Below are 26606 nucleotides of genomic sequence, written 5' to 3' on the forward strand. Positions count from 1 at the left end.
GATCGGCAGGGGGACTTCCGTTAACGCAGCCCGATAATGCCGCTTGCAAGTTTTTAAAATAATTCCAATCTCTGCCGTCAGTGCATAACCCCGAAGATCGAAACCGGTATCAGAAAGGTGATGCGCAGTTTTAGAGCGATAGAGTGTTCCAGCGCATACCAATGGACGCAGGCGCTCTAACGGGGATCACCGAAGCAAGAGTATTCATCATGGCGCCAGCCTTTTCCTCTCAGTCCGAAGATGTCGACGTTCTCGCCGGCGCCATCTATACATGGTGTGCCGAACGCAATATCAAGCTTCGCAGCCAACAGGGCCTTTCCATCGCCAGCATGGCGATCGACCTCTACCATGCCGGCCACCAGACGCAGGACGATCTGCTGACGGCGTTGCATGGATGCGAGATCCACTAAAGCGAGTCGCGATCTTTGAGATTCGCTTGCAGCGCCAACTCTTTGCTTTCGGCCTGCAGGTATCGCAAATCGCTGCGCACCTTTGCGCGACATGCTCTGCCGCATCACCCGGAACCGGAAGCTTTTTTCGAAAAGCATGGAGTTAGGACGTGCCGTGAATGCTGATTTCACCCTTGTGGATAGGCAGCCCGGTAAGGTTTGGACGTCCTCATAGCTGAACACGTTTTGCCTTCGCAGAGGCAAGCTAACGCACCGGCGGAGTCAGGCAGCGCTTTCGACCGCTTCGCCACTCATGAGAGTCAGGATGGTCTTGACCGCTGCCTTGCCTGCGGCCGAGTTCAGCTTGTCGTAGCTCAGCGCAAGGGCATAGGCATCAGGGCTGAGTTCGATACGGCCGCCGAATTCCGATATGCCGGTCCCCTCGAAGAGGGCGGAGATCTCGACACCGAGAAATACCGCGATCTGATGCAGCTTGCTGGCGGAAACGCGGTTCGTTCCCTTTTCATATTTCTGGATCTGCTGGAAAGTCAGTCCGAGTGCTTCACCGAGTTCGAGCTGGGAAACACGGCGAATGGCGCGAAGCTGTCTGATGTTGCGACCAACAATGATATCGACCGGATCTGGCACTTCACCACTCTCTTATACATGAACCTTTTGTTCACCATATCGTTTTCGCGAGATAACGCAACCGTCGAGTTGCAAAATTCAACCGGCTTTTTCTGGACTTTACGTTACGTCAGCAGCCGCGGGAGAATGTCGCAGAAACCCTGTTTTTCAGGCGATCCGGGAGTCGTAACGATGGTTGTCGCCGGGAAGGGCGCGCAAATCGGGCGCCTATGGTGCGGTTGTATTTTTTAGGTTCTTGAAAAGGCTGTACCGAAAAGTACCGGAATCGGCCGCGTTTCGGTGCTTCCTGTCAAGCGCACAAGCTTGCCATCTGCGACGCTTCGGCTTAGCTGTCACGCTTCACGAACCCGGATACGCAATGCCGCATAAGGTTTCTCTTTCGCGTCTGAAGCTGACAGACTTCCGCAACTATGCGGCCGCGAGCCTTAGCCTCGACGGTCGGCATGCCGTGCTGACGGGAGACAATGGCGCCGGCAAGACCAATCTCATGGAAGCGGTCTCGCTGCTTTCGCCCGGCCGCGGCCTGCGCCGAGCGGCCTATGGCGACATCACCCGCGTCGGCGCCGCCGGCGGCTTTTCGATCTTCGCGACGCTTGACGGCATGGAGGGCGAAGTCGAGATCGGAACCGGCGTCGAAACAGGCGAGGAGACCACAGCCCGCCGGCTGCGCATCAACGGCACCCCGGCAAAAACCGCCGACGAATTGACGGATCACCTGCGCCTTCTCTGGCTGACACCGGCGATGGACGGGCTCTTCACCGGCGCCTCCTCCGACCGCCGGCGCTTCCTCGACCGGCTGGTGCTGTCGCTCGATCCCGCTCATGGCCGCCGCGCCAGCGATTTCGAACGCGCCATGCGCAGTCGCAACAAATTGCTGGATGAAGGCCGCTTCGACCCTTCCTGGCTCACAGGTATCGAAGAACAGATGGCCAGCCTCGGCATCGCCATGGCGCTTGCTCGCCAGGAGATGCTTGGCCTGCTGACCCGGCTGATCGAGGAAACACTGGAGAGCTCGCCTTTCCCTTCGGCCGCGCTGCAGCTCTCAGGCTTCATGGATGGCCAGTTCTCGCGCCCATCGGTCGACCTTGAGGACGACTACGCGGCGATGCTCGCCGAGAGCCGTTACCGCGATGCCGGTGCGGGGCGTACGCTGGATGGGCCGCACCGGGCCGATCTCATCGTTCACCACCGCGAGAAGGCGATGGAAGCGGAGCGCTGCTCTACCGGCGAGCAGAAAGCGCTGCTTGTCGGCCTGGTGCTTGCCCATGCGCGGCTGGTCGGCAATCTCACCGGTCATGCCCCCATCCTGCTGCTCGACGAGATCGCCGCTCATCTCGACGAGAACAGGCGCGCCGCGCTGTTCGACCTCATCGACGGTCTGGGCGGTCAGGCCTTCATGACCGGAACAGATCGGGTAATGTTCTCGGCCCTCGGCGACAGGGCGCAGTTCTTTACGGTTGCGGACGGAAGGGTGGTCGGATGAGGGAGGCCGCTTTTCCCGATGTCGGCAGCCATGCTACCATCGCCGTCATGGAACCTCTCAGCCCTGATGAAATCGCCCGATACCACCGTCACATCCTACTCCCCGAAATCGGCGGCGCAGGTCAGCAGAAGCTCAAAGCCGCCCGCGTGCTGGTAATCGGCGCCGGTGGGCTCGGAGCGCCGATCCTGCACTACCTCGCCGCAGCCGGTGTCGGCACGCTTGGCATCGTCGACGACGACCGGGTGTCTCTCTCCAATCTGCAGCGGCAGGTGATCCATGATTCCGGCACCATCGGCGAATTGAAGACCGAAAGCGCCGCCTTGGCCATTGCCAGGCTTAACCCGCATGTGCGGCTCATCCGCTTCGAGGAACGCTTTTCTCCGGAGACCGCGCGCCGTCACTTGTCCGGCTTCGATCTCCTGATCGACGGCTCCGATAATTTCGATACGCGTTACGCCGCCGCCGATGCGGCGGAGGAAGCACGCATCCCGCTCGTCACCGGCGCCGTCGGTCGTTTCGACGGTTCGCTGACGGTCCTAAAGCCTTATGAGACGGCCGAGGACGGAGCGCCCAACCCCGGCTATCGCGACTTGTTTCCCGAGGCGCCTCCGGCAGGTCTGATACCTACTTGCGCCGAGGCCGGCATCATCGGCGCGCTCACAGGCGTCATCGGCACGATGATGGCTATGGAGGCGATCAAGCTGGTCACCGGCGCCGGCGAGCCGCTGATCGGGCGGCTGCTGCTTTACGACGCGCTCTCGGCCCGGTTCGAAACCGTACGCTATAAGCGCCGCCGCGCCAGGCAGGCTGGATGACGATTACCCGCCTTGATAGGAGCTTCACGCGCTGGGACGAGCTGCTCGCCCTCATCCTCACGGCCTTCGCCCCGATGAACGGCAGGATCGATCCGCCATCTTCGGCGCTCAGGCTGACGGCGGCGGCGCTGGCAGCAAAGGCCGAGGCGGAGATCGGCCATGTCGCCATCGACAATGGCAAATTGACCGGCTGCCTGTTCCTGCGGCCGGAGGCCGATTGTCTCTATGTCGGCAAACTCGCCGTTCTCCCGCAAGCGCAAGGCAAGGGCCTTGGGCGGCGTTTGCTTGAGATCGCCGAGGAGACGGCTGCAGAGCTCGGCCTTGCCGCCTTGCGGCTGGAGACGCGCATCGAACTTGTCGACAATCACGCCGTCTTTGCAGCCTGGGGATTTTCGAGAACCGCGGAGAAGGCGCATCCTGGCTTTACCAGAACGACCTTCATCGAGATGCGGAAGAGCCTTGCTCGCTGACGCTGATCGGCGATTCGCTGACAGACATCTCAACGGCCGGGCAGCACCCGGTTCGGCGGCCTGTGGCCGTCGATGAATGTGCGGATATTGATGATGACCTTGTCCCCCATGTCGATGCGGCCTTCGATCGTCGCCGAGCTCATATGCGGCAGCAGCACGACCTTGCCCTCATTGGCGAGCTTGATGAGCTTCGGGTTGACGGCTGGTTCGTTTTCGAAGACGTCGAGGCCTGCGCCGGCGATCTTGCCCTCCCTCAGGCATTTGATCAGCGCGGTTTCATCGACCACGTCACCGCGCGCCGTGTTGACGAGATAGGCCGTCGGCTGCAGCAGCGCCAAGCGGCGGGCCGAGATCAGATGAAAGGTTGCCGGCGTCGACGGGCAGTTGATGGAAACGATGTCAACGCGGGCCAGCATCTGGTCGAGGCTTTCCCAATAGGTCGCCTCCAGTTCGTCCTCGACCGCCGGATTGACGCGCTTGCGATTATGGTAGTGGATCGAAAGACCGAAAGCCTTGGCGCGGCGCGCCACCGCCGTGCCGATACGCCCCATACCGACGATGCCGACACGCTTGCCGTGAATGCGCCGCCCGAGCATCCAGGTGGGAGACCAGCCAGCCCATTCGCCCGGCTTGTCGGTCAGTACGCGCGCCCCTTCGCCGAGCCGTCTCGGAACCGCAAGAATCAGCGCCATTGTCATGTCGGCGGTGTCCTCGGTCAGGACGTTCGGCGTGTTGGTGACCGTAATACCCTTACGCGCCGCCGCCTCGACGTCGATATGGTCGGTGCCGTTGGAGAAGCTGGCAATCAGCTTCATCTGTGGTCCCGCCTCTTCGATCAGCGCCGCGTCGATGCGATCGGTGACCGTCGGCACCAGCACGTCGGCGGTCCGGACAGCGGCGATAAGCTCGGGAACGGAGCGCGGCGCGTCGTCGATGTTCAGCTCGGCATCGAAGAGCTCCCGCATTCGGGTTTCGACGGCATCCGGCAGCTTGCGGGTGATATAGACCTTCGGTTTTTTCTTCGCTGTCATGGCTGCCTGTGGTGCCTTGTTCAGAGGTCTTTAACCAAGAGGGGTGATAATTTTCCCGTTCCGGGCAATTTCTACCAGACCCGCACGCGAAGACAAACAAAACTCGTGGTGCAGCCGGGGAATGTCAAAGCCCGGACCGCGCGCAGGCCGAGCTTGGCGCGAATTCGAGCAAACGGAAGCCTCCATGCGCAGCAAAGTCCTGAAGTCCTGCCTCGCCCTCGCGATCGCTCTGGCCGCATCCATGGGAACCATAGAATTTGCTCATGCGCAGGCGGCCAAGGGGCCGAGCGGCCTGCCATTGCCACGTTTCGTCACATTGAAATCCAAGCGCGTCAACCTGCGCATTGGCCCGGGAACGGATTTCGCCGTGTCGTGGATGTATCTGAAATCGGGCCTTCCGGTGGAAATCATCCAGGAATACGACAACTGGCGCCGCATCCGCGATGCCGACGGCACTGAGGGCTGGGTCAATCAGTCGCTCCTGTCCGGCCAGCGTGCGGCGATCGCCGCGCCCTGGATGAAAACGAAGGGCAAGGGCGTCTATGTCAATCTGCGCCGAGAGGCGCTACCCTCCGCCTCGATAGTCGCCAAGCTGGAACCCGGCGTGATGCTGACGATCGGAGAGTGCAACGGCAATTGGTGCCACGCTGAAACCGACGGCGCCGCAGGCTGGGTGGCGCAGTCGGAAATCTGGGGCGCCTATCCCGGCGAAGCCTTCAAATAAGCCCTGCCTGTTTGGCGGCCTCGGAAAGCGAGGTCATCGGGCGCGGGCCGATCTGCTGGATGACGATGCCGGCGGCCAGGCAGCCGAGCTTGCCGCAATCCTCCAGGGATCGTCCCTGCGTGTAGCCATAGAGGAAGCCGGAGGCAAAGAGGTCGCCGGCGCCCGTCGTATCCACAACTTCCCTGATCCGGATCGCATCGACGTAATAGCGCTCGCGGCCCTTCAGGATGACGGCGCCGTTCTCGCTCATCGTCACGGCGGCGATCTTGCAGTCTGCGGCAATCCTGTTCAGCGCGTCTTCGAAATCATCGGTCTCATAAAGCGACAGCGCTTCCTGGCGATTGGCAAAGACGATATCGACCTTGCCGGAGCGCATCAGATCGAGGAATTCGCCGCGATAACGGTCGACGCAGAAACTGTCGGACAGCGTCATCGACATTTCCCGGCCGTGTTGATGGGCAATGCGGGCGCAATCAAGAATCGCCTCTTTGGCGCGCGGCGGATCCCAGAGGTAACCTTCGAAATAGGTGACCTTGGCATCGGCAACGACGTCGGCCTCGACATCTTCAGGGCCAAGTTCGACGCATGCGCCGAGATAGGTATTCATCGAACGCTCGCCATCCTCGGTAACGAAGATCATCGAACGCGCCGTCGGCGGGAAGGTGCCCTTGGGACGGGTCTGGTAATGGACGCCCTGGGCGCGGATGTCATGGGTGAAGATGTCGCCGAGCTGATCTGCGGCGACATTGCCGAAATAGGCGGCCTTGCCGCCGAGGCTCGCAACACCCGCAGCCGTGTTGCCGGCACTGCCGCCGGAGGCTTCAAGGGCCGGGCCCATGCGCGAATAAAGGAGTTCTGCGCGTTCGGCATCGATAAGGTTCATCGCTGCCTTGGTGATCTGGTTGTCAATGAGGAACTGGTCGTCGCAACGGGCAATGATATCCACGATCGCGTTGCCGACTGTCAGAACATCGAATCTTGTCATGAAATGGGGGGTCCCGGATTTGTGATAGCCGGGGTTCGGTCATAGCGGAATTTCCGCGGTTTGGAAGGATAAATGGTGAATGGCTCGGTTAATCTTCGCAAAAGTGCCGCCTATTTGTCATGTCCGTGTCATTTCTGAAATCTACAGATGCTCGCAAGAACACCGGCATGTGCATCTTTCGGTTGCAACCGGGCGACGAGGGATGATCCCTCCGGTCTTGCCGGTGCGATGCTGACCACGGATGAACTGGCAGCTTCGTAACCGGATATCCGGCACGGCCGGAGCGGAAAAGCGGGCACTGCCCGCTTTTTTTGCATTGCGGAGAACCTCGGCTGCCATATCGGCGGCGCTTGCCTTTTCAACTCAAGCCTTTTGCTGCTAGACGTCGGATACTCCCCTCCCCGCAGAGCATCCTGCCCCATGTCAGCCATCGTTCTCGACGTCCTTCCCATCTTCATCCTGATCCTCATCGGCTGGGTGATCGTTCGCAGCGGCCTGATGGCCTCGAATGTCGGGGACGCGCTCAGCGAATTCGTCTTCAAGATCGCCGTGCCGCTTCTGCTCTTCCGCACCATAGCCGAGGCGGATTTCCACGGCGCCTCGCCTTTCCGGCTCTGGATCGTCTATTTCTCCGGTGTCGCCATTACCTGGGCCGCTGGCCATGTCGCCGCCACCCGCCTGTTCGGCCGCGACGAACGGATTGGAGTGCTGGCCGGCGTTTCCTCTGCCTTCGCCAACAATGTTTTCATCGGACTGCCGCTCGTCGAGCGCACGGTCGGCGACGAAGGGCTGGTCGCCTTGTCAATCCTGCTCGCCGTGCACCTGCCCGTGATGATGGTAGCCGGTACGGTGCTGATGGAGCACGCAGAGCGCAAGATCGCCGGCAAAAGCGACCGGAGCATCATGTTCGTGCTTCGCCAGATCGTCGTCAATCTCATACGCAATCCGCTGGTGATAGGGCTTGCGGCCGGCATGACCATGCACCTTTCCGGCCTTACCATGACGGCGACGCTGGCGACGGTGGTCAATCAGGTCGCCGGCATTGCCGGCCCGGCAGCGCTGATCTCGCTCGGCATGGCACTCGAAAAATACGGCGTCTCCGGCAATCTCGGCATCGCCAGCGTCACCTCGGCATGCAAGCTGCTGCTGTTGCCGGGCTGCGTCTGGGCGGCAAGCCGTCTCCTCGGCCTCAGCCCCGAATGGACGGCGGCGATCGTGCTGACCTCCTCCGTGCCGACAGGCGTCAACGCGTGGCTGATCGCCAATCGCTTCGGCGTCGGCCACAGCCTCGCCGCCTCGACGATCTCAGTAACGACGGCGCTCGGCGCAATCACCGTCTCGCTCTGGGCCTATTTCCTCGGCGCCTGAGCAGCTCTGACGACAACAAAAAGCCCGGCTGGCGGCCGGGCTTCCATGTCATGCGCGTATGCTGCCGCCTTACTGCGTCGCGGCATTCGGATCCGGCAACGGAACCGGCGAATCGGCAAGCGTATGCAGGTAGAGGATGACGTTGGCGCGATCCTGATCCTTCGCCAGCCCGGCAAAGCCCATCGCGGTGCCGGGAATGTCCTTCTTCGGCGCCAGAAGGAACTTGTTCAAGAATTCGAAGGTCCACTTCTCGCTGCCGCCCTTGGAGTAATCCTTCATGGCGGAGGAATAGGCGAAGCCTTCATGCGAGGCGATCGGGCGATCTACGACACCAAAGAGGTTCGGACCGACCTTGTTCGGTCCCCCTTTGGTGGAGTCATGACAGGCCTGACACTTCTTGAAGACCACTTCACCGGCCTTGGCATCTGCAGAAGCGAGCAATTGCGCGATCGGAACCGCAGCGGCCGGCGCAGCTTCGCCGCCGGCGGCAGGCGCCTCTTCGGCGACGATCGCGAAACCTTCCTTCTCCGGCGCTTCGGAATGGAAGATCCCCTCGGACGCGATGGAGACCGACATCAGAACGAAAATCGTTCCGAGCAGCGCCCCCACGGCCGTATTGACGTATGAATTCATCTGCAATGCTCCCCTTGCAGCCGGCAGACCAGAACCGGACCATCTTGAAATCGCGCGGAACCTATGTCTTTTGACTGATCGTTGCAACTGTCTAAATGGTCTTATGCGTGAGACTTTTTGACACTTTTCAGCCCGGAATAGAAGGCCCGAGGAATGAGTGATTTAAATTTCGACGACGTGCTCGTACTGATCCCGGCACGGATGGCCTCCACCCGGCTTCCGGGCAAGCCGCTCTCCGATATTTGCGGACTGCCGATGATCGTGCAGGTGGCGATGCGCGCCCGGGAGGCTGCCATCGGCCGCGTGGTCGTCGCCGTCGATGACCAACAGGTATTCGACACCGTGGCCGCCGCCGGCTTCGAAGTCGTCATGACGCGCATCGATCACCAATCGGGTTCCGACCGTATCTTCGAGGCGTTGACCAAGGTCGATCCTGATGGAAAGGCGAAAATCATTGTCAACGTCCAGGGCGATTTGCCGACGATTGATCCGCAAACCGTACGGGCGGCTTTGCGCCCTCTCAGGAACGAGGCAGTCGATATTGGCACGCTAACGACCGAAATCGACAATGAGGAAGACAAGACCGCGCCGCAGATCGTCAAGGTCGTCGGTTCGCCCGTCTCCGACACGCGTCTGCACGCGCTTTATTTTACCCGCACCACCGCACCCTACGGAAGCGGACCACTCTACCATCATATTGGGCTTTACGCCTATCGGCGCTCGGCGCTTGAACGGTTCGTCTCGCTCGGTCCCTCGACGCTCGAAAAGCGCGAATCACTGGAACAGCTCAGGGCGCTGGAGGCCGGCATGCGCATCGACGCCGAGATCGTTGACACGGTTCCGCTCGGTGTCGATACTCCCGCCGACCTCGAAAAGGCGCGGCGCATTCTCTCCGCAAAGGCCAACTGACGGAATCACCCCATGAACATCAAGACCAACAGGATCGCCTTCCAGGGTGAATTCGGCGCCAATTCCGACATGGCCTGCCGTGACATGTTTCCGACCATGGAGCCGCTGCCCTGCCAGACTTTCGAGGATGCGTTCACCGCGGTCGACAATGGTGATGCCGATATCGCGATGATCCCGATCGAAAACACGATTGCCGGGCGCGTCGCCGATATCCACCATCTGCTGCCGGAATCGCGGCTGCACATCATCGGCGAATATTTCATGCCGATCCGCTTTCAGCTGATGGTGCTTCCGGGAGTAACCAAGGACGAGATCCGCACGGTACACAGCCACATCCATGCGCTCGGCCAGTGCCGCAAGATCGTGCGTGCCCACGGCTGGAAGCCCGTGATCGCCGGCGATACGGCGGGGGCGGCAAAGCTCGTCAAGGAAACCGGCGATCGCTCGATGGCGGCGCTTGCGCCGCGGCTTGCCGCCGATCTCTACGGACTGGAGATCGTCGCCGAAAATGTCGAGGATACGGAAAACAACGTCACCCGTTTCGTCATCCTGTCCCGCGACGAGGAATGGGCGCAGCGGAGCTCGGCGGAGGAAAAGGTCGTCACCACCTTCGTCTTCAACGTCCGCAACATTCCGGCCGCGCTCTACAAGGCGCTCGGCGGTTTTGCCACCAACAATATCAACATGACGAAGCTCGAAAGCTATCAGCTCGGCGGAAAATTCGTCGCGACGCAATTCTACGCCGATATCGAAGGCCATCCGAACGACCCGAATGTTCGCCGGGCATTGGAGGAACTGCGCTTCTTCTCCGAAAAGGTGCGAATCCTCGGCGTCTACAAGGGGCATGCGATGCGAGGCCTGCTTTAACAGACCTCGCGCTCTGGCATTACTTGTCCGGCTCGCAGACACGCAGCCGATGCCCGTCCGGATCGAGCACGACGAAGGTCGGGCCGAAATCAAGCTCGGTTAATTCCTGGGCGATCGGCAAGCCGCGCTGACGCCAGTCCTCATATTGCTTGGCGACGGCATTTTCCCCGTTCACCATGAAGGCTACCTCGCCTCGGTTGCCGATGGCCGACGGCTGCGGCTCGACCTTGCTGCGCCGCCAAAGGCCAAGGGTGAAGCCGCCATCGAGCGGAAAGGCGACGAAATTCGGCGCCTCGACGGCCGGTTCGCGGTTCAATAGATTGCGGTAGAAGCTCGCACTCTCCGCCGGGTCCTTGACGTAGAGAATGATGAGGTTCGGGCTGGTCATATCGGTTCTCCCCTTGCTGATAAGAACATGCGTAGGACGATCTTCTGCTGACAATTCGTGGCAGCAGGATAGGGAGGCGCAGCAATAACTGCGCCCATTCTCGTCGGGCGGATTGTTGAGGCGGATTAGAGCGGGAAACGGTCCCCGCGGCGCGGGTCGCGTCCATCGATGAAACCGAGGTCGCGCTTGCGGTAATCCGGTGCCGCCTCGATATCGAGGCTGCTGTGGTCTGCACTGCGAATCCGAAAGACGTTCATGACCCGGCGCAGAAGCCCGGAGTGCCCGGACTGCCCGACATCGGCGAAAGTTTCAGCCGAGATGACATCGGCAAAGGTGTCAACTGCAAAACGGTCGCCGGCTTGCTGGAACACTGGAGACGTTGCCATGATCAGTACTCCTTCCCTGGCGCATCGGCACGATGCGCTGAACCTGGATGCTACAGCGTCCTGCGTCTAAAGAGGCGCGACGCTGTAGTGGATTAAGGCTAATCATAGCTCCAACTACTGACAGTTTATGGCAGCAGCATTCACCTCTCGATCGGCACGTCCTGCGTCTCGCGCCATTCCTTGAGGAGCACCGTGCGGCGGCGCGGATAGCGAACGTCGTGCAACGCCATGTCGATGATGCGGTCGGTGCGGAAATGGCGAAAATCCTGGCGCAGCTCGCACCAGGCCATCAGCACGCGCACATGCTCAAAATAGCCGAGTGCGAAAGGCCAGACGCGGCGCCGCGAGATGCGGCCCTGCTCGTCACCATAATGCAGTTCGAGGATACGCTCCAGGCGGATGGCCTTGCGGATGGCCGAGACATCGGCACTGTCTTCGTCCCGACGTTTGGGACCGACGAAGAGGGCTGCCGAATCGATCATCTCGCGCATATCGGCCGGCAGCACGGCGGCGATCTTGGCCAGCGCGTCGGCGCCGGCGCCGGCAAGGCGCGGCTCGGCGGCGCGAGCGACCCAGCGCGAGCCAAGCACCAGTGCTTCCAGCTCTTCTTCGGAAAACATCATCGGCGGCAGCATGAAGCCTGGCTTCAGCACGTAGCCGATGCCGGCTTCGCCTTCGATCATCGCACCTTGAGCCTGCAGGCTGGCAATATCGCGATAGAGCGTGCGCAGGCTGACGCCGGTTTCCTGGGCAAGAACAGTTCCAGTCACCGGCCTGCGATAACGCCGAAGCGTCTGGAGCAGCGTCAGCAGCCGTTCCGAACGGGCGACAGGCATGGCACTAGCGCTTCCACTCCACCCAGTCGCGCATCAGGCGGTGGGCGATCGCACCTTTCGGCGGCGAGGCCTTGCCGTTGGCGCCTGGGCGCTCGAGCATCTCAAGCGTCTCCTCGCGAGTGAACCAGCGGCAATCCTCCAATTCGGCCTCATCGCGCTTGATCTCGGTGGACTTCGCCTCGGCGTAACAGCCGATCATCAGCGAATGCGGCATCGGCCAGGGCTGCGACGCATGATAGCGGACACGGCCGGTGCGGATGCCGGATTCCTCAAGCGTCTCGCGGCGCACGGCGCTCTCGATGGTCTCGCCGGGCTCGACGAAGCCGGCAAGACAGGAATACATGCCGGGGGTGAAATGCGGGCTGCGTCCGAGCAGGCAGAGATCGCGCGTCTCATCGATCGTCAGCATGATGACAACAGGATCGGTGCGGGGGAAGATCATGTGCTCACAGGCGGTGCAGACGCGCTTGTAGCCGCCGATATGGATCTCCATCGCCGCGCCGCAGCGGCCGCAGAAGCGGTTGTCGCCGTTCCAGCGGATGAGGCTTGCCGCCTGCGCGAATTCGCCGAGCAGCACCTCGTCGATCAGCATCTCGCGAAAAAGCGTGCGGCCATCCGCCGGCTTATATTGGCTGGCAAGATCGTCGACACCGACGCCGACGGGAACGGCAAGGCGCGGCTCGCCCGTTTTGCGGTAGCCTAAGAGCACCGTCTCGTCCCAATTCGGCCGAAGCTCCTGCAGTTCGTAGCGGGCAAAGAGCGGGTCGAGCACCTGGCCGTCATGCTTCAGCACCAGCCTGTCGTTCGCGAAGGCGAAGATATGCGTGCCTTCCCTCGCCAGCGCCCTCTCGACGGAGTGTTCGTCGCGATGTTCGGAATCGCGATTGAGGTCATTGGCTGCAAAAGCCGTGAGATTGCTGGGTTCCGGATGCGGCACATCCGAATCGAAAAGCGAATGACTCATGATGAAAGGGCTTCCCGCAGCTTTGCTGTCAATTCGTCTCTCTTTGCGTCCTCGTAGGGCTCTGCCCGCCCGAAGCCCCAGACGGGACCCGGCCAATTGGCGTCGCCTTCGAAGCGGGCAATGACATGAACATGAAGCTGACGGACGACATTGCCAAGAGCCCCGACATTGATTTTTGTCGCCCCGGTAATCTTCTTGAGCGCATTGGCGACCAGTTCCGTCTCGAAGGCGAGCAGCACCTGGTCGAGCGGCGTCAGTTCGAAGATTTCCGTGATGTCAGCCCGGCGCGGCACAAGAATGAGCCAGGGCCAGCGGGCGTCCTTGGACAATCTGAGATCACAGAGACCGGTGATCATGATGCTGACGCTGTCGTTTTCCAGCCGGGGGTCGAGCTCGAAGGCGTTCAACGGACAATCTCCTCGTGTTTTCCAAGGACTAGCAGTTTTTTATCATGTTGGCTTGCTTTTGATGACGATATTGCCGATATGTGCATCCGGGAGGTTGGTGGTGGACGAGCCACTCGCCAACCGGGTCAGGTCCGGAAGGAAGCAGCCCTAACGAGCCCGGCACGGGTCATCGTGCCAGCCTCCCACCTTCTCTCCACGAAATGCCTGACAATTCCGGGCGACAAGCAGGGCGATGAGCGATACCGAGCGACAATCAAAAGATGCCGCCTCGACGGGCACCGGATACCGGGTGCTGGCTCGCAAATACCGCCCCAAGGATTTTACGGACCTGATGGTCGGCCAGGAGCCGATGGTCCGCACACTCACCAACGCCTTCGAGACCGGCCGCATCGCGCAAGCCTATATGCTGACCGGGGTGCGCGGCGTCGGCAAGACGACGACGGCGCGCATCCTGGCGCGGGCGCTGAACTACAAGACAGCAGATGTCGATAAGCCGACGATCGACCTGCGTGTGCCGGGCGAGCACTGCCAGGCGATCATGGAAGGCCGGCATGTCGACGTGATCGAAATGGATGCCGCTTCGCACACCGGCATCGACGATATAAGAGAGATCATCGAGCAAGTTCGCTATCGGCCGGTTTCGGCGCGCTACAAGGTCTACATCATCGACGAAGTGCATATGCTGTCGACCCAGGCCTTCAACGGTCTCTTGAAGACCCTGGAAGAGCCGCCGGAGCATGTGAAGTTCATCTTCGCCACCACCGAAATCCGCAAGGTGCCGATCACCGTGCTGTCGCGCTGCCAGCGCTTCGACCTGCGCCGCATCAGCGCGTCGGATCTCGTCGGGCTGTTTACGACGATCGCGGCCAAGGAAGGCATCGAGGCGGAACCGGATGCGCTGGCGATGATCGCACGCGCCGCCGAAGGCTCTGCCCGCGACGGCCTGTCGCTGCTCGATCAGGCGATCGCGCATGGCGCGGGCGCCGTGCAGGCGGAAGCCGTGCGCGGCATGCTCGGCCTTGCCGACCGCGCCCGGATCGTCGATCTCTTCCAGCATATCGTCAAAGGCGACGTCGCCGCCGCGCTCGGTGAATTCCAGAACCAGTACGAGGCCGGCGCCAATCCGGTGGTCGTGCTCACCGATCTCGCCGATTTCACGCATCTGGTGACGCGCCTCAAATATGTGCCGGATGCGGCAAACGACCCATCGCTGAGCGAAATCGAGCGTACCAAGGCGGCGGAATTCGCCAGGGGTGTTGCGGTGACTACGCTGTCGCGCATCTGGCAGATGCTGCTGAAGGGCATCCCTGAAACGGAAAGCTCGTCGCGCACCGCCGGTGCTGCCGAAATGGTGCTGATCCGGCTTGCTCATGCAGCCCATTTGCCGGCGCCCGAGGATGCGGCACGGCGGCTTGCCGAATTTTCTGGCGACAATGCCGGCCAGCGGCCCTCCTCGCCCTCCGGCAGTGGCGGCGGCAATGGCACGCGGGTTCCCTATCAGAGCAGTGTCGCGGCACGCGCGCCGGAGCCGACACCACGACCGCAGCCCTCGGGACCGACCGCGATGCTGCGCGCCGTGCCCAATCCGGAGCCGCAGACGATCGGCCGCACCGAGGCCAAGGCCGCAGAGGCTGCGAAGCCGCTCGTCTCTATCAATTCCATCGGCGATATCGTCGACCTCGCCAGCGAAAAGCGCGATGTCAAGCTGAAGGCGCTGGTACGCAACTTCGTGCGGCCGGTGCGCCTTGAGACCGGGCGGCTTGATGTCAACCTTACCGAAGGCGCCCCGAACACGCTGCTCAACGAGCTCGCCGTCAAACTCAAGGAATGGACTGGGATCCACTGGATCGTCAGCACCAGCCGCGAGGAAGGCGGGCCGACGATGGTGGAAGCAGAGGCGAGGACCCGTGAACAGCAGGTCATCGACGCCCGCCAGGATCCCGACGTGGCGGCGATCCTGGCGCATTTTCCGGGTGCGAAAATCATCGACGTGCGCGTGCGGGCGCCCGAGCCGGAAGAGGAAGGCGAGGCGAAGCCGCCGGCCGCCGCCGAATCAGAGGAAGGTGACATCCTGCCTGGCGACGACATAGAATTCTGACGTTTCAAGAAGGAGCGAGAAGATGCGCGACATCATGGGCATGATGGGCAAAGTCAAGGAAATGCAAGCCAAGATGGAGCAGATGCAGGCGGAGATCGCCGAGCTCACGGCTGAAGGCAAGGCCGGCGGCGGCCTCGTCACCGTCGTCATTTCTGGCAAGGGCGAACTCAAGAGCCTGAAGATCGACCCGTCGCTCTTCAAGGAAGACGATGTCGAGATCCTCGAGGATCTCATCGTCGCCGCCCACAAGGACGCCAAGGACAAGGCCGAGGCGCTCGCCGCCGAAAAGACCAAGGCGCTCACTGCCGGTCTGCCGATCCCGCCCGGCTTCAAGCTGCCGTTTTAATAGCAGGCAGGCGATCTGGTATTCTCAGCCAGCCTTAGCGCGGAGCTTCCAGGATTGCCCGCAGCTTATAGTGAATAGGAGCAGCGAGATATCGCGTCCGGTCTGGCTCCGAAAGCCGTCGGCCGAAAGTTTCCATCAGTTCCGGCATCGTCACCTTGCCTCCAGGAAAAGCCTGGTATTCGATCGGCGTTCCGACCTCGGCCACTCCGCCGCGGATGACGCGGCAATAGATGCCGGGACGGGCGGCCACGGTGTATCGTTTGACGAATTTCGGATCGGACATCCTGGCGGCGAAGGTCGCGCAGGGGATGCGGCACGCTGTGGCTTCGAGGATGAGATCGCCTGATATGAACCGGTCGCCGACGCAGACATCGCGATTGTCAAGGCCTGAGATCACCATGTTTTCGCCGAAAGTGCCGGGCTCGTACGGCCGGCCGAGTTCGCTGGCCCACCAGTCGAGCGTCAGCGATCCCTCGACATAAACCGCCTGATCAACGCCGCCATGATGCTTGCGATTGCAGATCGCATCGCCGACCAGCCCCTGGGCATCTATCACCACCGCACCATTGACGGCCCGCTTGAAGATGCCGGTTTTGTAGCTCTTGCCAGGCAGCCTTTCCGGATTGCCGATACACAGTGCCAGGATTTTCATAGGGCAGCCGATCCTTCCGCGATTCCGTTTTCGTTCCATATCAGTTAAGAACGGCGCATGGCAAAACGAGTCACCGGCCCCGAAATCGAAAAACTCATCCAGCTTCTGGCGAAGGTGCCGGGCCTCGGGCCGCGCTCGGCCCGCCGGGCGGCTTTGCATCTGATCAAGAAGAAGGACCAGCTGCTCGGCCCGCTGTCGAATGCGATGGGCGAAGCCTATGACAAGGTGAAGATCTGCTCGCGCTGCGGCAATGTCGACACCGTCGATCCCTGCACCGTCTGCACCGACACGCAGCGCGATCAATCCGTCATCATCGTCGTCGAGGACGTTTCGGATCTCTGGGCGCTGGAGCGGGCAGCCGCGATGAACGCCGCCTATCACGTGCTCGGCGGCACGCTGTCGCCGCTCGACGGGGTCGGGCCCGACGATCTCAATATCCGTGGGCTGATCGACCGGATCGGCGAAGGCGGCATCCGCGAACTGATCATCGCCGTCAATGCCACCGTCGAGGGACAGACGACGGCGCATTACATCACCGATCAGCTGCAGGGGCTCGATGTGAAGATCACACGGCTGGCGCACGGCGTGCCGGTTGGCGGTGAACTCGATTATCTCGATGAGGGCACGCTTGCGGCGGCGCTGCGGGCGCGGACAGTGATATGAGGGGATTGCATATGCTGCGAATAGTCGCGCTCGCCGTAACTGCCGCTTTCCTCCCCCTCCCCTCCCACGCAGCCCCTTCGAAAGCCGATGTCGAGGCGCAATTCGAACAATGGGTGCAGAGCGACCTCTGGCCCGAGGCGAAGGCGGGCGGTGTCTCCGAGAAGACCTTCAGGGCGGCCTTCTCCGACATCACGCTGAACTGGAATCTGCCCGATCTCGCCCCGCCCGGCTTTCCACCGCCGAAGGAGCAGAAGCAGACGCAGGCGGAATTTTCCTCGCCCGGTCCCTATTTCAACGAGGACCAGCTGAAGAAGCTCGCCTTAACGGGGCGCGGCTTTGCCGCACAATATAGCTCGACGCTGAAGCGGATCGAGAAGACCTATGGCGTGCCGGGGCCGATCGTGCTTGCCATATGGGGCCGCGAGACGGGCTTCGGAGCCGCGAAAATCCCGAATTCAGCGATCGAAGTGCTGGCGACCAAGGCCTTCATGTCGACGCGCAAGGAGATGTTCCGGACGGAGCTGGTGGCAGCACTCCATATTCTCGACGGAGGCGACGTGACGCCGGCCGAGTTCAAGAGCTCTTGGGCGGGCGCGCTCGGCCAGCCGCAATTCATGCCGACAAGCTATCTGAAATATGCGGTGGATTTCGACGGCGACGGCCACCGCAACATCTGGACCTCGGTGCCGGATACGCTCGCTTCGATTGCGAATTATCTGGTCAAGAAGGGCTGGGAGCGCGATCGTGACTGGGGCTTCGAAGTGTCGATACCCCATGCGGTCTCCTGCGCGCAGGAGGGACCTGATCTCGCAAAGCCGCTTTCTCACTGGGCCTCGCTCGGGATCGAGCGCGTCTCCGGCAAGGCCTTTCCCGCAGGTGAGATGAAGGCTCAAGGCATGATGCTGGTTCCGGCCGGCCGCGACGGGCCGGAATTCATCGTCACGCCGAATTTCTACATCATCAAGGAGTACAACAACTCAGATCTCTATGCGCTTTATATCGGCAATCTCGCGGACCGGATCGGCTCTGACGGCGGCGCCTTCGAAGGCAGGTGGGGCGATGTCGGCAAGATGCTGCGTTCGGACGTCGCCGCCATGCAGAAGGCGCTGGAGCGGCAGGGCTATGACGTCGGCGGTTCCGACGGATTGCCCGGCTACAAGACGCGGCGCTCGATCGGCCAATGGCAGGCGAAGAACGGCATGAAGCCGACCTGCTTTCCCGAAGCCGCAATGAAGGGCAAGCTGAAATAGCCGGCCTCAGAGGTTGCGCTTCAGCCCTTCGTGGCTGGCGACGAAACCGAGCTTCTCGTAGAAGCGGATCGAGTCTTTCCGCGTCTTGTCGGATGTCAGCTGCACGAGGCCGCAGCCGCGCTCGATACTTTGGGCAAGCGCCCACTCGATGAACTGTGCGCCGAGGCCCGATCCGCGACACTCTCTTGCGATGCGCACGCTTTCGATCTGACCGCGCCACATGCCGGTCCGGGAGAGGCCGGGAAGAAAGCTCAGATGCAGGCAGCCGACGACCTGGTCGGCCGCATCGGTCGCGACAGCCAGCAGCTGGTTGGCATCCGCCTCGATCGCGGCGAAGGCCGAGAGATAACGTGCATCGACGGGATCGGAGACGATTTCCCTGGCGCCGCCGAGATCATCGTCGGCCAGAAGCCGTACGATGGCAGCAAGATCGGATAAGCGGGCAAGCCTGAAACTGTGCATGACTCTCTCAATGATGCAGATCGATCGGCGCCTTATGGAAGACATCGTCGCCTGGCGGGATCGCCTGGCGCTCGATCATTCGGTGAACATGGGGCGGACCTTCGCCGCGGTGGAGCGCGCGCAGCCTGTCGATGTTTTCGGCATCGGCCTGCGTGCGCCGTTGGTTGTGTCTTATGTATTCGACCCAGGTCGGCGTATGGTAGGTCTCCGTCCATAGCCCGGGATTTTCGAGATCGCGCATCAGCGCCCAGTTGCGGGCGCCGTCGCGGATTCGGATGCGGCGGCGCTCACCCATCAGCACCATGAATTCCGCAAGATCGTCGTCGGCAATCTCGTAATCGACCTGGATGACGATCGGGCCGCTACGCGGCGTGATGTCGAGGCTGAGCGCCGGCGCGGTGAAGCGGTTCAAGGGATCGAGATTGAGCGAAGCGAAGGCTGGCATTGAAAAACGCAGGCCGATCGCAACGCCGAGCAGCATGACCACTGATGACATCAGCAGCGCATCGGCGACGCCATAGCGATCAGCGGCGACACCCCAAAGCCAGCTGCCGCCGGCAATGCCGCCGAAGGTGACGGTCTGGTAGAGCGACAGCGCCCGGCCCACCACCCAGCGCGGCGTCGACAGCTGGACGATGGTGTTGAAAAGCGACAGCGCCGAGACCCAGCAGGCGCCCGAGACGAGCAGCCCGGCGGAGGTCAGGACGGCGCTCGGACTGACGGCGGCGATGACGGCGCTCAGCGCAAAGCCGGCGAAGGCCAGCCGGATGATCGTCTCGCTGGACAGCATCTGGCGAAGCCTCGCATTCAGAACAGCGCCGCCGATCGCGCCGACGCCGAAGGCGCCAAGCATGAAGCCATAGGTCAGCGGGCCGCCGGCAACGAGATCGAGCGCCACGACCGGCAGCAGCGCCAGGATGGAACTGGCGCCGATGCCGAAGATCAGGCCCCTGGCGAGAACCTTTTCGAGATTGGGCGACATGGAGACATAACGCAGGCCCGCGAAGACAGCGCTGCCCAGCGCTTCGCGCGGCAGGGTCGAGACTGGCATATTCGGCCGCCAGCGCAGCAGGGCATAGATCAAAGGAAAATAACTCACGGTGTTCACCGCGAAGGCCGCGGCCGCGCCGGCTGCCGCCACGATGACGCCGCCGATCGCCGGGCCGACGCTGCGGGTGATGTTGAAGCCCATACTGTTCAGCGTGACCGCGCCCGGCAGATCGGTCCGCGGCACCATATCGCCGACTGAGGCCTGCCATGAGGGATTGTTGAGCGCAGTGCCGCAGCCGATCAGAAAGGTGAAGAACAGCAGCAGCCAGGGGGTGACCCAGCCGAGAAGGGCGGTGGCCGTCAGCGAGGCCGAAACCGTCAGCATCATGCACTGGGCCGTCAGCATGACCCGGCGGCGATCAAAATTATCGGCCAACGCCCCCGATATCAGCGAAAACAGCATGATCGGCAGCGCCGTCGAGGTCTGCACCAGCGCGACCATATCCTCAGAGGTGGTGATCGTCGTCATCATCCATGCAGCACCCACCGCCTGGATCAGGCCGCCGAAATTCGAGGAAAGGCTGGCGAACCAGATGGTGCGGTAGGTATCGTGCCGCAAGGGCGCCAGTGTCGACGAGGTATAGCCCACGATGTCTCCCGCTTTTGTTATTGTGCGCCAACGGCAATATATGCGGAAGATGATCGCTGGCCATAGGCCTTCCCCTCGCCCGGCATGAATCGGCGGAATTGGTCGCAGACCTTGCAATTTCGGAAAAACCCGACTATATGGCTCTCAAATTCTTGATCGCTTGATGAAGAGTGGGCCGCAAGGACCCGCTCTTTTTTATTAGCGCGATCGCCTGGACAGCAGGAAATTGCGAGGAGCGCACCGCTTGTCGGACATGACAAACGCAGACAACGAACTTGAGCCGCGACTGATTACCGAAACCGGGCTCGACCAGCGTCTTGCCGATATCATCGAACCCGTGCTTGTCGGCATGGGATTCCGGCTCATCCGTGTGCGCATGCTGAACCAGAACGGCATGACGATGCAGGTCATGGCCGAGCGCAATGACGGCACGATGACGGTTCAGGACTGCGAAGAGGTCTCGATGGCGATTTCTCCGGTCCTCGATGTGGAAGATCCAATCGATAAAGAGTATCATCTTGAGGTGTCCTCGCCCGGCATCGACCGTCCGATGGTGCGGAAATCCGATTTTGTCCGCTGGCAAGGTCACCTAGTGAAATGCGAGACGTCGATCATGATCGGCAACCGCAAGCGCTTCCGCGGCAAGATCGTCGAAGCCGACGCTGATGGATTCACGCTGGAGCGTGACCAGGTTGCCTATGGAGAAGAGCTGAACGTCACCATCCCCTTCACGGCGCTTAGCGATGCGAAGCTCATTCTCACCGACGATCTGATCCGCGATGCATTGCGCGCCGACAAGCTGGCGAAAGCGCAGGCCGCGAACCAGAACGAAGCAGACGACCAGGAATAACCGATCAATAGACCGCTGCAGGGACGGGAACCCTGGAGTAAAGACGGAGAAACAAAACAATGGCAGTCAGTGCGAACCGGCTCGAACTTCTGCAGATCGCAGATGCAGTGGCGCGCGAAAAAGTCATCGACCGGGAGATCGTGCTTGCCGCAATGGCCGATGCCATCCAGAAGGCGGCGCGCTCCCGTTACGGCACCGAGTCCAACATCCGGGCCGACATCAATCCGAAGACCGGTGAAATCCGTCTGCAGCGTCTGCTCGAAGTCGTCGACAAGGCCGAGGATTATTCGACGCAGATCCCGCTGGAGCTTGCCCGCGACCGCAATCCGGACGCAGCCCTCGGCGATTTCATCGCCGACCCGCTGCCGCCAATGGATTTCGGCCGCATCGCCGCACAGTCCGCCAAGCAGGTGATCGTGCAGAAGGTGCGTGAGGCCGAGCGCGACCGTCAGTTCGACGAATTCAAGGATCGCGTCGGCGAAATCGTCAACGGCACCGTCAAGCGCGTCGAATACGGCAATGTCATCGTCGATCTCGGCCGCGGTGAAGGCATCATCCGCCGCGATGAAATGATCCCGCGCGAGAACGTGCGCTATGGCGATCGCGTCCGTGCATACGTATATGATGTGCGTCGCGAGCAACGCGGCCCGCAGATTTTCCTGTCGCGCACGCACCCGCAGTTCATGGTGAAGCTCTTCACCATGGAAGTGCCTGAGATTTACGACGGCATCATCCAGGTGAAGTCGGTCGCCCGCGATCCGGGTTCGCGCGCCAAGATCGCGGTGATCTCGAACGACAGTTCGATCGATCCGGTCGGCGCCTGCGTCGGTATGCGCGGCTCGCGCGTTCAGGCCGTCGTCGGCGAACTGCAGGGCGAGAAGATCGACATCATCCCGTGGAGCCAGGACCCGGCGACCTTCGTGGTCAACGCCCTGCAGCCGGCGGAAGTCGCCAAGGTCGTTCTCGACGAGGACGCTGAGCGCATCGAAGTCGTTGTTCCCGACGAGCAGCTGTCGCTTGCAATCGGCCGCCGCGGCCAGAACGTCCGCCTCGCCTCGCAGCTGACCGGCTGGGATATCGACATCATGACGGAGGCCGAGGAATCGGAACGCCGTCAGAAGGAATTCAACGAGCGCACCAACCTGTTCATGGATTCGCTCGATGTCGACGAAATGGTCGGCCAGGTTCTGGCATCTGAAGGCTTTGCCGCCGTCGAGGAACTTGCCTATGTCGATCTCGACGAAATCTCCTCGATTGACGGTTTCGACGAAGAGACGGCGCAGGAAATCCAGCAGCGCGCCCGCGAATTCCTCGAGCGTCTCGAAGCCGAGATGGACGAGAAGCGCAAGGCGCTCGGCGTTCAGGACGAGTTGCGCCAGATCGACGGCATGACTGCCCAGATGATGGTGGCGCTCGGCGAGGACGGCATCAAGACGATCGAGGACTTCGCCGGCTGCGCTGCCGATGACCTCGTCGGCTGGACGGAACGCAAGAACGGCGAAACGAAGAAGTTCGAAGGCCTGTTCTCGAAGTTCGACGTCTCGCGTGTCGAAGCCGAGCAGATGATCGTGCAAGCGCGTCTAGCGGCCGGCTGGATTACCGAAGAGGACCTGGCGAACGCGACCGAAGAAGAGGTCACCGAAGCCGAACAGGAAGCATGATGACCGCGCATGAGCCGAACGCTCTTCCTGAGGACGACGATCTTGCAGGGTATGACGTGAACGGACGCATGTGCATCGTGACGCGCGAAAGCGGATCGCCGGAAGATCTGATCCGCTTCGTAGCGGCTCCCGATGGAACCGTTGTCGCCGACCTGAAGCGCGAGCTTCCGGGACGCGGCTGCTGGGTGAAAGCCGACCGGTCGCTGGTCGACAAGGCGGTGGCGAAAAAACTATTCGCCCGCGCATTGAAGAGCGATGCGAAGGCCGCGGACGATCTCGGCGCGAGCGTCGACCGGCTGCTGGCGGCGCAATTAATGCAGATGATGAACATGGCGCGCAAAGCCGGCCAGTTCGTCAGCGGCGCCTCGAAAGTGGATGCCGCGGTCAGAAGTGGAGCGGCCCTTGCGGTGTTCCACGCGACTGACGCAGCGGATGACGGAGTGCGAAAAATCGACCAGGCCCGCAAGGCCTGGCACCTCGGAATGGAGACCGAGGAGGAGATACCTTCCTACCGTTTCTTCTCGGAGAGCGAAATGGAGGGCCTGATGGGCCAGAATGCTTTTATCCATGCCGCAGTGCTTGCAGGGCAGGCGGGTGAGGGTGTAGTGAAGCGCGCAAAGATGCTCGAACAGTACCGTATTGGCGGTCAGTCCCGGGCAGCGGGCGGCGCTGGCCGGCAAAAACAATGAGGCGGTCACCGGCATCGGCCGGTCTCATTCTCATTGATCGACAGTATTTGAACGACAGGGTCTGATCTAGTCATCGCTCCCTGTCCGAAGGAACGGGAACGAATGACCGATAGTAACGACGACAAGACAATCAGCGTAACGGGCAAGAAGACGCTTACCCTGAAACCATCGGGGATGAGCCAGGGCACCGTTCGCCAGGATATGGGTCGGGGTCGCAGCAAAGCGGTCGTGGTCGAGACCCGCAAGCGGCGCCCGATGCGCCCGGAAGACGAAAAGCCGATCACGCCCGCTGCCCCCGCAGCCCCGGTTCGCGCAGCCGAACCAGCGCCGGCACCTGCTCAGGCGCGTCCGCAGCAGTCGACGCCGGCGCCGAGGATTCATCAGCCGGGCAGTAACCAGACCAACCAGCGTCCGCAGCAGTCCTATCAGCCGTCGCGTCCGAACGATCGTCCGCGCCCGGTGGTTCTGAACCATCTGTCGCCGGAAGAGATGGATGCGCGCCGCCGTGCGCTGGCCGAATCCCAGGCGCGTGACGCCCAGGATGCGATCCGCCGTGCCGAGGAAGAAAAGCGCCGTGCCGCCGAAGAGGTGATCCGCAAGGCAGCCGAAGCCGAAGAGGCCGCCCGCAGGGCAGCCGAAGAGGCTGTCCGCCAGGCAGAGGCGTCCGCTGCCGCCGAACCGGCAGCCGCTGCACAGGCTCCTGCCGTCGCCGAATCCCGTCCGAACGCTCCCAGGCCGGCATCGCCGGCGCCGGCTGCGCGCCGGCCCGATGGCGCCGGAGCACCGGCTGCCGCCCGCCCGGCGCCCGGCGCTACGGCACCGGCTGGTGTCCGCGGCCGTCGCGACGACGGCGACGACGATGATCGCGGTGCTGCACGCGGCGGTCCGGCCCGTGGCCGCGTCATTCGCCCGGAACCCGCAAAGCCCGTCACCACCCGTCCGAAGACGGATGAGGAGCGCCGCCGCGGCAAGCTGACGATCACCACGGCCGACGTTGACGGAGACGACAATGCCCGGGGCCGCTCGCTCTCGGCGATGCGCCGCCGGCAGGAAAAGTTCCGCCGCAGTCAGATGCAGGAAACTCGCGAGAAGATCTCCCGCGAAGTGGTCCTGCCTGAGACCATCACCATTCAGGAGCTGTCGCAGCGCATGTCCGAACGCGCCGTCGACGTCATCAAGTTCCTGATGAAGGAAGGCCAGATGATGAAGCCGGGCGATGTCATCGATGCCGACCTCGCCGAACTCATCGCCGGCGAATTCGGCCATACCGTCAAGCGTGTCTCTGAATCCGACGTCGAACTCGGCATCTTTGACATCGCCGACGTCGAAGGCGATCGCGTTTCGCGTCCGCCCGTGGTCACCATCATGGGCCACGTCGACCACGGCAAGACCTCGCTGCTCGACGCCATCCGCCATGCCAACGTGGTTGCCGGCGAAGCCGGCGGTATCACGCAGCATATCGGCGCCTATCAGGTGGAGCAGAACGGCCAGAAGATCACCTTCATCGACACCCCCGGCCACGCCGCCTTCACGGCGATGCGCGCCCGCGGCGCGCAGGCGACCGACATCGCGATTCTGGTCGTGGCAGCTGACGACAGCGTCATGCCGCAGACAATCGAATCGATCAATCACGCCAAGGCGGCCGGTGTTCCGATCATCGTGGCGATCAACAAGATCGACAAGCACGAAGCCGATCCGCAGAAGGTGCGCAACCAGCTTCTGCAACACGAAGTCTTCGTGGAATCGATGGGCGGTGAAACGCTTGACGTCGAAGTCTCGGCCAAAACAGGCAAGAACCTTGACAAGCTGCTCGAAGCAGTTCTGCTGCAGGCGGAAATCCTCGACCTCAAGGCCAATCCGAACCGCACTGCCGAAGGTACCGTCATCGAAGCCCAGCTCGATCGCGGCCGCGGCTCGGTTGCCACGGTTCTCGTTCAGAACGGTACGCTGAAGCCGGGCCAGATCATCGTCGCAGGCGACGTCTGGGGCCGCGTGCGCGCCCTCGTCAACGACAAGGGCGACCATATGAAGGAAGCGCCGCCGGCGATGCCCGTGGAAGTGCTCGGCCTTTCCGGCACGCCGCAGGCGGGTGACAAGTTCGCAGTGGTCGAGAGCGAGAGCCGCGCCCGCGAAATCTCGGAATACCGCCAGCGTCTTGCCCGCGACAAGGCGGCTGCCCGCCAGTCGGGACAGCGCGGTTCGCTGGAACAGATGATGACGCAGATGCAGAGCACCGGAATCAAGGAATTCCCGCTTGTCATCAAGGGCGACGTGCAGGGTTCGATCGAAGCGATCGCCGGCGCACTGGAAAAGCTCGGCACCGACGAGGTGCGTGCCCGCATCGTCCATTCGGGCGCAGGCGGCATCACCGAGTCGGATATTTCGCTCGCCGAAGCCTCGAACGCGGCCATTATCGGCTTCAACGTTCGCGCCAATGCGCAGGCGCGCCAGTTCGCCGAGCGTCAGGGCATCGAGATCCGCTACTACAACATCATCTACGACCTCGTGGATGACGTGAAGGCAGCGATGTCGGGCCTCCTGTCTCCGGAACGGCGCGAGACCTTCATCGGCAATGCCGAGATCCTGGAAGTGTTCAACATCACCAAGGTCGGCAAGGTCGCAGGCTGCCGTGTCGTCGAAGGCAAGGTCGAGCGCGGGGCCGGTGTACGCCTCATCCGCGACGACGTCGTCGTTCACGAAGGCAAGCTCAAGACCCTCAAGCGCTTCAAGGACGAAGTCTCCGAAGTGCCGATGGGCCAGGAGTGCGGCATGGCCTTTGAAAACTATGAAGACATGCGCGTCGGCGACGTCATCGAGTGCTTCCGCGTCGAACATATCACGCGGACGCTCTAATCCTCGGCGTCACAGCAGCTTTTCAAAGCCATCCGCTATCCGGCGGGTGGCTTTTCTATCTGCCGGCTTGACCTTTTCGGCCAAAAGAGTCATGGACGCTCTCCTTTGACGGGTTCGATTCCCAGCCGCATCGGCAAACA

28 protein-coding genes and 1 other RNA gene are annotated in these 26606 nt (G+C 62.0%); 17 read left to right on the forward strand and 12 right to left on the reverse strand.

The genetic code is table 11. The annotated features are described in order from the left end of the window. Positions 1–209 precede the first annotated feature (209 nt). Positions 210–410 (forward strand): hypothetical protein, encoded by a 201-nt coding sequence (locus FFR93_RS19665; RefSeq protein ID WP_064693332.1) that lies wholly within the window; start codon positions 210–212, stop codon positions 408–410. A 261-nt stretch (positions 411–671) separates the two neighbouring features. Here the strand turns inward: FFR93_RS19665 and FFR93_RS19670 are convergent, their stop codons facing one another. Beyond that, the gene (locus FFR93_RS19670) at positions 672–1037 is read right to left on the reverse strand and encodes a helix-turn-helix transcriptional regulator (RefSeq protein ID WP_064707567.1); all 366 of its coding nucleotides are present in this window, start codon (positions 1035–1037) and stop codon (positions 672–674) included. A 358-nt stretch (positions 1038–1395) separates the two neighbouring features. On the opposite strand from FFR93_RS19670, the gene recF reads away from it, so the two are divergent. Genes recF through FFR93_RS19685 form a run of 3 tightly spaced genes read left to right on the forward strand, consistent with a single transcriptional unit; the run spans position 1396 to position 3805 of the window. After that, the gene (gene recF / locus FFR93_RS19675) at positions 1396–2520 is read left to right on the forward strand and encodes a DNA replication/repair protein RecF (RefSeq protein ID WP_138394436.1); all 1125 of its coding nucleotides are present in this window, start codon (positions 1396–1398) and stop codon (positions 2518–2520) included. Then, complete coding sequence (locus tag FFR93_RS19680; protein ID WP_138394437.1) at positions 2517–3335, forward strand: molybdopterin-synthase adenylyltransferase MoeB; 819 nt, start codon at positions 2517–2519, stop codon at positions 3333–3335. Before recF ends, FFR93_RS19680 begins: the two co-directional genes overlap by 4 nt. After that, positions 3332–3805: a GNAT family N-acetyltransferase gene (locus FFR93_RS19685; protein ID WP_064707564.1), complete on the forward strand. Its 474-nt coding sequence runs from the start codon at positions 3332–3334 to the stop codon at positions 3803–3805. Before FFR93_RS19680 ends, FFR93_RS19685 begins: the two co-directional genes overlap by 4 nt. 29 nt (positions 3806–3834) lie before the next feature. On the opposite strand, the gene FFR93_RS19690 is transcribed toward FFR93_RS19685, so the two are convergent. Beyond that, on the reverse strand, positions 3835–4836 hold the full coding sequence (locus FFR93_RS19690) for a D-glycerate dehydrogenase (protein ID WP_064707563.1): 1002 nt from the start codon (positions 4834–4836) through the stop codon (positions 3835–3837). Positions 4837–5020: 184 nt separating this feature from the next. Here FFR93_RS19690 and FFR93_RS19695 point away from each other — a divergent pair, with 184 nt between their 5' ends. After that, on the forward strand, positions 5021–5560 hold the full coding sequence (locus FFR93_RS19695) for an SH3 domain-containing protein (RefSeq protein WP_064711917.1): 540 nt from the start codon (positions 5021–5023) through the stop codon (positions 5558–5560). Here FFR93_RS19695 and FFR93_RS19700 read toward each other — a convergent pair. Then, on the reverse strand, positions 5553–6545 hold the full coding sequence (locus FFR93_RS19700; protein ID WP_064707562.1) for an adenosine kinase: 993 nt from the start codon (positions 6543–6545) through the stop codon (positions 5553–5555). The genes FFR93_RS19695 and FFR93_RS19700 overlap by 8 nt on opposite strands. A gap of 420 nt (positions 6546–6965) precedes the next feature. Between FFR93_RS19700 and FFR93_RS19705 the strand changes: the two genes are divergently transcribed. After that, positions 6966–7913 carry an AEC family transporter gene (locus FFR93_RS19705; RefSeq protein ID WP_138394438.1) on the forward strand — a complete coding sequence of 316 codons (948 nt, stop codon included), beginning with the start codon at positions 6966–6968 and terminating at the stop codon, positions 7911–7913. Positions 7914–7982: 69 nt separating this feature from the next. On the opposite strand, the gene FFR93_RS19710 is transcribed toward FFR93_RS19705, so the two are convergent. Next, the gene (locus FFR93_RS19710) at positions 7983–8546 is read right to left on the reverse strand and encodes a cytochrome c family protein (protein ID WP_138394439.1); all 564 of its coding nucleotides are present in this window, start codon (positions 8544–8546) and stop codon (positions 7983–7985) included. A 153-nt stretch (positions 8547–8699) separates the two neighbouring features. On the opposite strand from FFR93_RS19710, the gene FFR93_RS19715 reads away from it, so the two are divergent. After that, positions 8700–9455 (forward strand): 3-deoxy-manno-octulosonate cytidylyltransferase, encoded by a 756-nt coding sequence (locus FFR93_RS19715; RefSeq protein ID WP_138394440.1) that lies wholly within the window; start codon positions 8700–8702, stop codon positions 9453–9455. A 12-nt stretch (positions 9456–9467) separates the two neighbouring features. Then, a complete protein-coding gene (locus FFR93_RS19720; protein WP_064711858.1) occupies positions 9468–10322 on the forward strand; it encodes a prephenate dehydratase in 855 nt (284 codons plus the stop codon). Positions 10323–10341: 19 nt separating this feature from the next. On the opposite strand, the gene FFR93_RS19725 is transcribed toward FFR93_RS19720, so the two are convergent. The 5 genes from FFR93_RS19725 to FFR93_RS19745 form a co-directional block, all read right to left on the reverse strand. Further along, positions 10342–10710: a VOC family protein gene (locus FFR93_RS19725; RefSeq protein ID WP_138394441.1), complete on the reverse strand. Its 369-nt coding sequence runs from the start codon at positions 10708–10710 to the stop codon at positions 10342–10344. 125 nt (positions 10711–10835) lie between these two features. Continuing rightward, complete coding sequence (locus FFR93_RS19730; RefSeq protein WP_138394442.1) at positions 10836–11096, reverse strand: hypothetical protein; 261 nt, start codon at positions 11094–11096, stop codon at positions 10836–10838. Positions 11097–11236: 140 nt separating this feature from the next. After that, positions 11237–11932 (reverse strand): YafY family protein, encoded by a 696-nt coding sequence (locus tag FFR93_RS19735; RefSeq protein WP_064707555.1) that lies wholly within the window; start codon positions 11930–11932, stop codon positions 11237–11239. Between the two features lie 4 nt (positions 11933–11936). Continuing rightward, positions 11937–12896: an NAD(+) diphosphatase gene (nudC, locus tag FFR93_RS19740; RefSeq protein ID WP_138394443.1), complete on the reverse strand. Its 960-nt coding sequence runs from the start codon at positions 12894–12896 to the stop codon at positions 11937–11939. After that, a complete protein-coding gene (locus tag FFR93_RS19745; protein WP_138394444.1) occupies positions 12893–13303 on the reverse strand; it encodes an HIT family protein in 411 nt (136 codons plus the stop codon). Before FFR93_RS19745 ends, nudC begins: the two co-directional genes overlap by 4 nt. An 89-nt stretch (positions 13304–13392) precedes the next feature. On the opposite strand from FFR93_RS19745, the gene ffs reads away from it, so the two are divergent. From ffs to FFR93_RS19760, 3 genes are all read left to right on the forward strand, one after another. Further along, positions 13393–13489, forward strand: an RNA gene (gene ffs / locus FFR93_RS19750) — signal recognition particle sRNA small type. A 46-nt stretch (positions 13490–13535) separates the two neighbouring features. Beyond that, positions 13536–15401: a DNA polymerase III subunit gamma/tau gene (locus FFR93_RS19755; RefSeq protein WP_138394445.1), complete on the forward strand. Its 1866-nt coding sequence runs from the start codon at positions 13536–13538 to the stop codon at positions 15399–15401. 22 nt (positions 15402–15423) lie between these two features. Then, positions 15424–15747: a YbaB/EbfC family nucleoid-associated protein gene (locus tag FFR93_RS19760; protein WP_004676719.1), complete on the forward strand. Its 324-nt coding sequence runs from the start codon at positions 15424–15426 to the stop codon at positions 15745–15747. Positions 15748–15781: 34 nt separating this feature from the next. Here the strand turns inward: FFR93_RS19760 and FFR93_RS19765 are convergent, their stop codons facing one another. Then, the gene (locus tag FFR93_RS19765; RefSeq protein WP_171049217.1) at positions 15782–16399 is read right to left on the reverse strand and encodes an MOSC domain-containing protein; all 618 of its coding nucleotides are present in this window, start codon (positions 16397–16399) and stop codon (positions 15782–15784) included. Between the two features lie 57 nt (positions 16400–16456). On the opposite strand from FFR93_RS19765, the gene recR reads away from it, so the two are divergent. Both recR and FFR93_RS19775 read left to right on the forward strand, forming a co-directional pair. Next, positions 16457–17062, forward strand: coding sequence for a recombination mediator RecR (recR, locus tag FFR93_RS19770; RefSeq protein WP_138394447.1), 606 nt, complete (start codon positions 16457–16459; stop codon positions 17060–17062). 11 nt (positions 17063–17073) lie between these two features. After that, positions 17074–18312, forward strand: coding sequence for a lytic murein transglycosylase (locus tag FFR93_RS19775; protein WP_138394448.1), 1239 nt, complete (start codon positions 17074–17076; stop codon positions 18310–18312). A gap of 6 nt (positions 18313–18318) precedes the next feature. On the opposite strand, the gene FFR93_RS19780 is transcribed toward FFR93_RS19775, so the two are convergent. After that, a complete protein-coding gene (locus FFR93_RS19780; RefSeq protein WP_064707548.1) occupies positions 18319–18774 on the reverse strand; it encodes a GNAT family N-acetyltransferase in 456 nt (151 codons plus the stop codon). Positions 18775–18781: 7 nt separating this feature from the next. Next, entirely contained in the window at positions 18782–20413 is a 1632-nt protein-coding gene (locus tag FFR93_RS19785) for an MFS transporter (RefSeq protein WP_138394449.1), read from the reverse strand. 244 nt (positions 20414–20657) lie between these two features. On the opposite strand from FFR93_RS19785, the gene rimP reads away from it, so the two are divergent. The 4 genes from rimP to infB all read left to right on the forward strand — a co-directional run bounded on the left by rimP (position 20658) and on the right by infB (position 26466). Beyond that, positions 20658–21263, forward strand: coding sequence for a ribosome maturation factor RimP (gene rimP, locus FFR93_RS19790; protein ID WP_064707546.1), 606 nt, complete (start codon positions 20658–20660; stop codon positions 21261–21263). 59 nt (positions 21264–21322) lie between these two features. Then, positions 21323–22924: a transcription termination factor NusA gene (gene nusA, locus FFR93_RS19795; RefSeq protein WP_064707545.1), complete on the forward strand. Its 1602-nt coding sequence runs from the start codon at positions 21323–21325 to the stop codon at positions 22922–22924. Beyond that, a complete protein-coding gene (locus FFR93_RS19800) occupies positions 22921–23613 on the forward strand; it encodes an RNA-binding protein (protein WP_171049218.1) in 693 nt (230 codons plus the stop codon). Before nusA ends, FFR93_RS19800 begins: the two co-directional genes overlap by 4 nt. 102 nt (positions 23614–23715) lie before the next feature. Next, positions 23716–26466: a translation initiation factor IF-2 gene (infB, locus tag FFR93_RS19805; RefSeq protein WP_138394451.1), complete on the forward strand. Its 2751-nt coding sequence runs from the start codon at positions 23716–23718 to the stop codon at positions 26464–26466. Positions 26467–26606 lie beyond the last annotated feature (140 nt).

Origin of the sequence: Rhizobium sp. MHM7A (assembly GCF_005862215.1) — a bacterium.
In the GTDB taxonomy this organism is placed as follows: Bacteria; Pseudomonadota; Alphaproteobacteria; order Rhizobiales; family Rhizobiaceae; genus Rhizobium; species Rhizobium bangladeshense.

Bases quoted from the DNA above. Each gene is read 5' to 3' on its own strand.
- nusA (WP_064707545.1), top strand. From the start codon at position 21,323: ATGGCAGTCAGTGCGAACCGGCTCGAACTTCTGCAGATCGCAGATGCA.
- infB (WP_138394451.1), top strand. From the start codon at position 23,716: ATGACCGATAGTAACGACGACAAGACAATCAGCGTAACGGGCAAGAAG.
- FFR93_RS19710 (WP_138394439.1), bottom strand. From the start codon at position 8,546: ATGAATTCATACGTCAATACGGCCGTGGGGGCGCTGCTCGGAACGATT.
- FFR93_RS19685 (WP_064707564.1), top strand. From the start codon at position 3,332: ATGACGATTACCCGCCTTGATAGGAGCTTCACGCGCTGGGACGAGCTG.
- FFR93_RS19705 (WP_138394438.1), top strand. From the start codon at position 6,966: ATGTCAGCCATCGTTCTCGACGTCCTTCCCATCTTCATCCTGATCCTC.
- FFR93_RS19765 (WP_171049217.1), bottom strand. From the start codon at position 16,399: ATGAAAATCCTGGCACTGTGTATCGGCAATCCGGAAAGGCTGCCTGGC.
- FFR93_RS19735 (WP_064707555.1), bottom strand. From the start codon at position 11,932: ATGCCTGTCGCCCGTTCGGAACGGCTGCTGACGCTGCTCCAGACGCTT.
- FFR93_RS19725 (WP_138394441.1), bottom strand. From the start codon at position 10,710: ATGACCAGCCCGAACCTCATCATTCTCTACGTCAAGGACCCGGCGGAG.
- FFR93_RS19680 (WP_138394437.1), top strand. From the start codon at position 2,517: ATGAGGGAGGCCGCTTTTCCCGATGTCGGCAGCCATGCTACCATCGCC.
- FFR93_RS19755 (WP_138394445.1), top strand. From the start codon at position 13,536: ATGAGCGATACCGAGCGACAATCAAAAGATGCCGCCTCGACGGGCACC.
- FFR93_RS19760 (WP_004676719.1), top strand. From the start codon at position 15,424: ATGCGCGACATCATGGGCATGATGGGCAAAGTCAAGGAAATGCAAGCC.
- FFR93_RS19690 (WP_064707563.1), bottom strand. From the start codon at position 4,836: ATGACAGCGAAGAAAAAACCGAAGGTCTATATCACCCGCAAGCTGCCG.
- recF (WP_138394436.1), top strand. From the start codon at position 1,396: ATGCCGCATAAGGTTTCTCTTTCGCGTCTGAAGCTGACAGACTTCCGC.
- FFR93_RS19665 (WP_064693332.1), top strand. From the start codon at position 210: ATGGCGCCAGCCTTTTCCTCTCAGTCCGAAGATGTCGACGTTCTCGCC.
- FFR93_RS19715 (WP_138394440.1), top strand. From the start codon at position 8,700: ATGAGTGATTTAAATTTCGACGACGTGCTCGTACTGATCCCGGCACGG.
- FFR93_RS19695 (WP_064711917.1), top strand. From the start codon at position 5,021: ATGCGCAGCAAAGTCCTGAAGTCCTGCCTCGCCCTCGCGATCGCTCTG.
- FFR93_RS19700 (WP_064707562.1), bottom strand. From the start codon at position 6,545: ATGACAAGATTCGATGTTCTGACAGTCGGCAACGCGATCGTGGATATC.
- FFR93_RS19730 (WP_138394442.1), bottom strand. From the start codon at position 11,096: ATGGCAACGTCTCCAGTGTTCCAGCAAGCCGGCGACCGTTTTGCAGTT.
- FFR93_RS19720 (WP_064711858.1), top strand. From the start codon at position 9,468: ATGAACATCAAGACCAACAGGATCGCCTTCCAGGGTGAATTCGGCGCC.
- recR (WP_138394447.1), top strand. From the start codon at position 16,457: ATGGCAAAACGAGTCACCGGCCCCGAAATCGAAAAACTCATCCAGCTT.
- FFR93_RS19775 (WP_138394448.1), top strand. From the start codon at position 17,074: ATGCTGCGAATAGTCGCGCTCGCCGTAACTGCCGCTTTCCTCCCCCTC.
- FFR93_RS19800 (WP_171049218.1), top strand. From the start codon at position 22,921: ATGATGACCGCGCATGAGCCGAACGCTCTTCCTGAGGACGACGATCTT.
- nudC (WP_138394443.1), bottom strand. From the start codon at position 12,896: ATGAGTCATTCGCTTTTCGATTCGGATGTGCCGCATCCGGAACCCAGC.
- FFR93_RS19780 (WP_064707548.1), bottom strand. From the start codon at position 18,774: ATGCACAGTTTCAGGCTTGCCCGCTTATCCGATCTTGCTGCCATCGTA.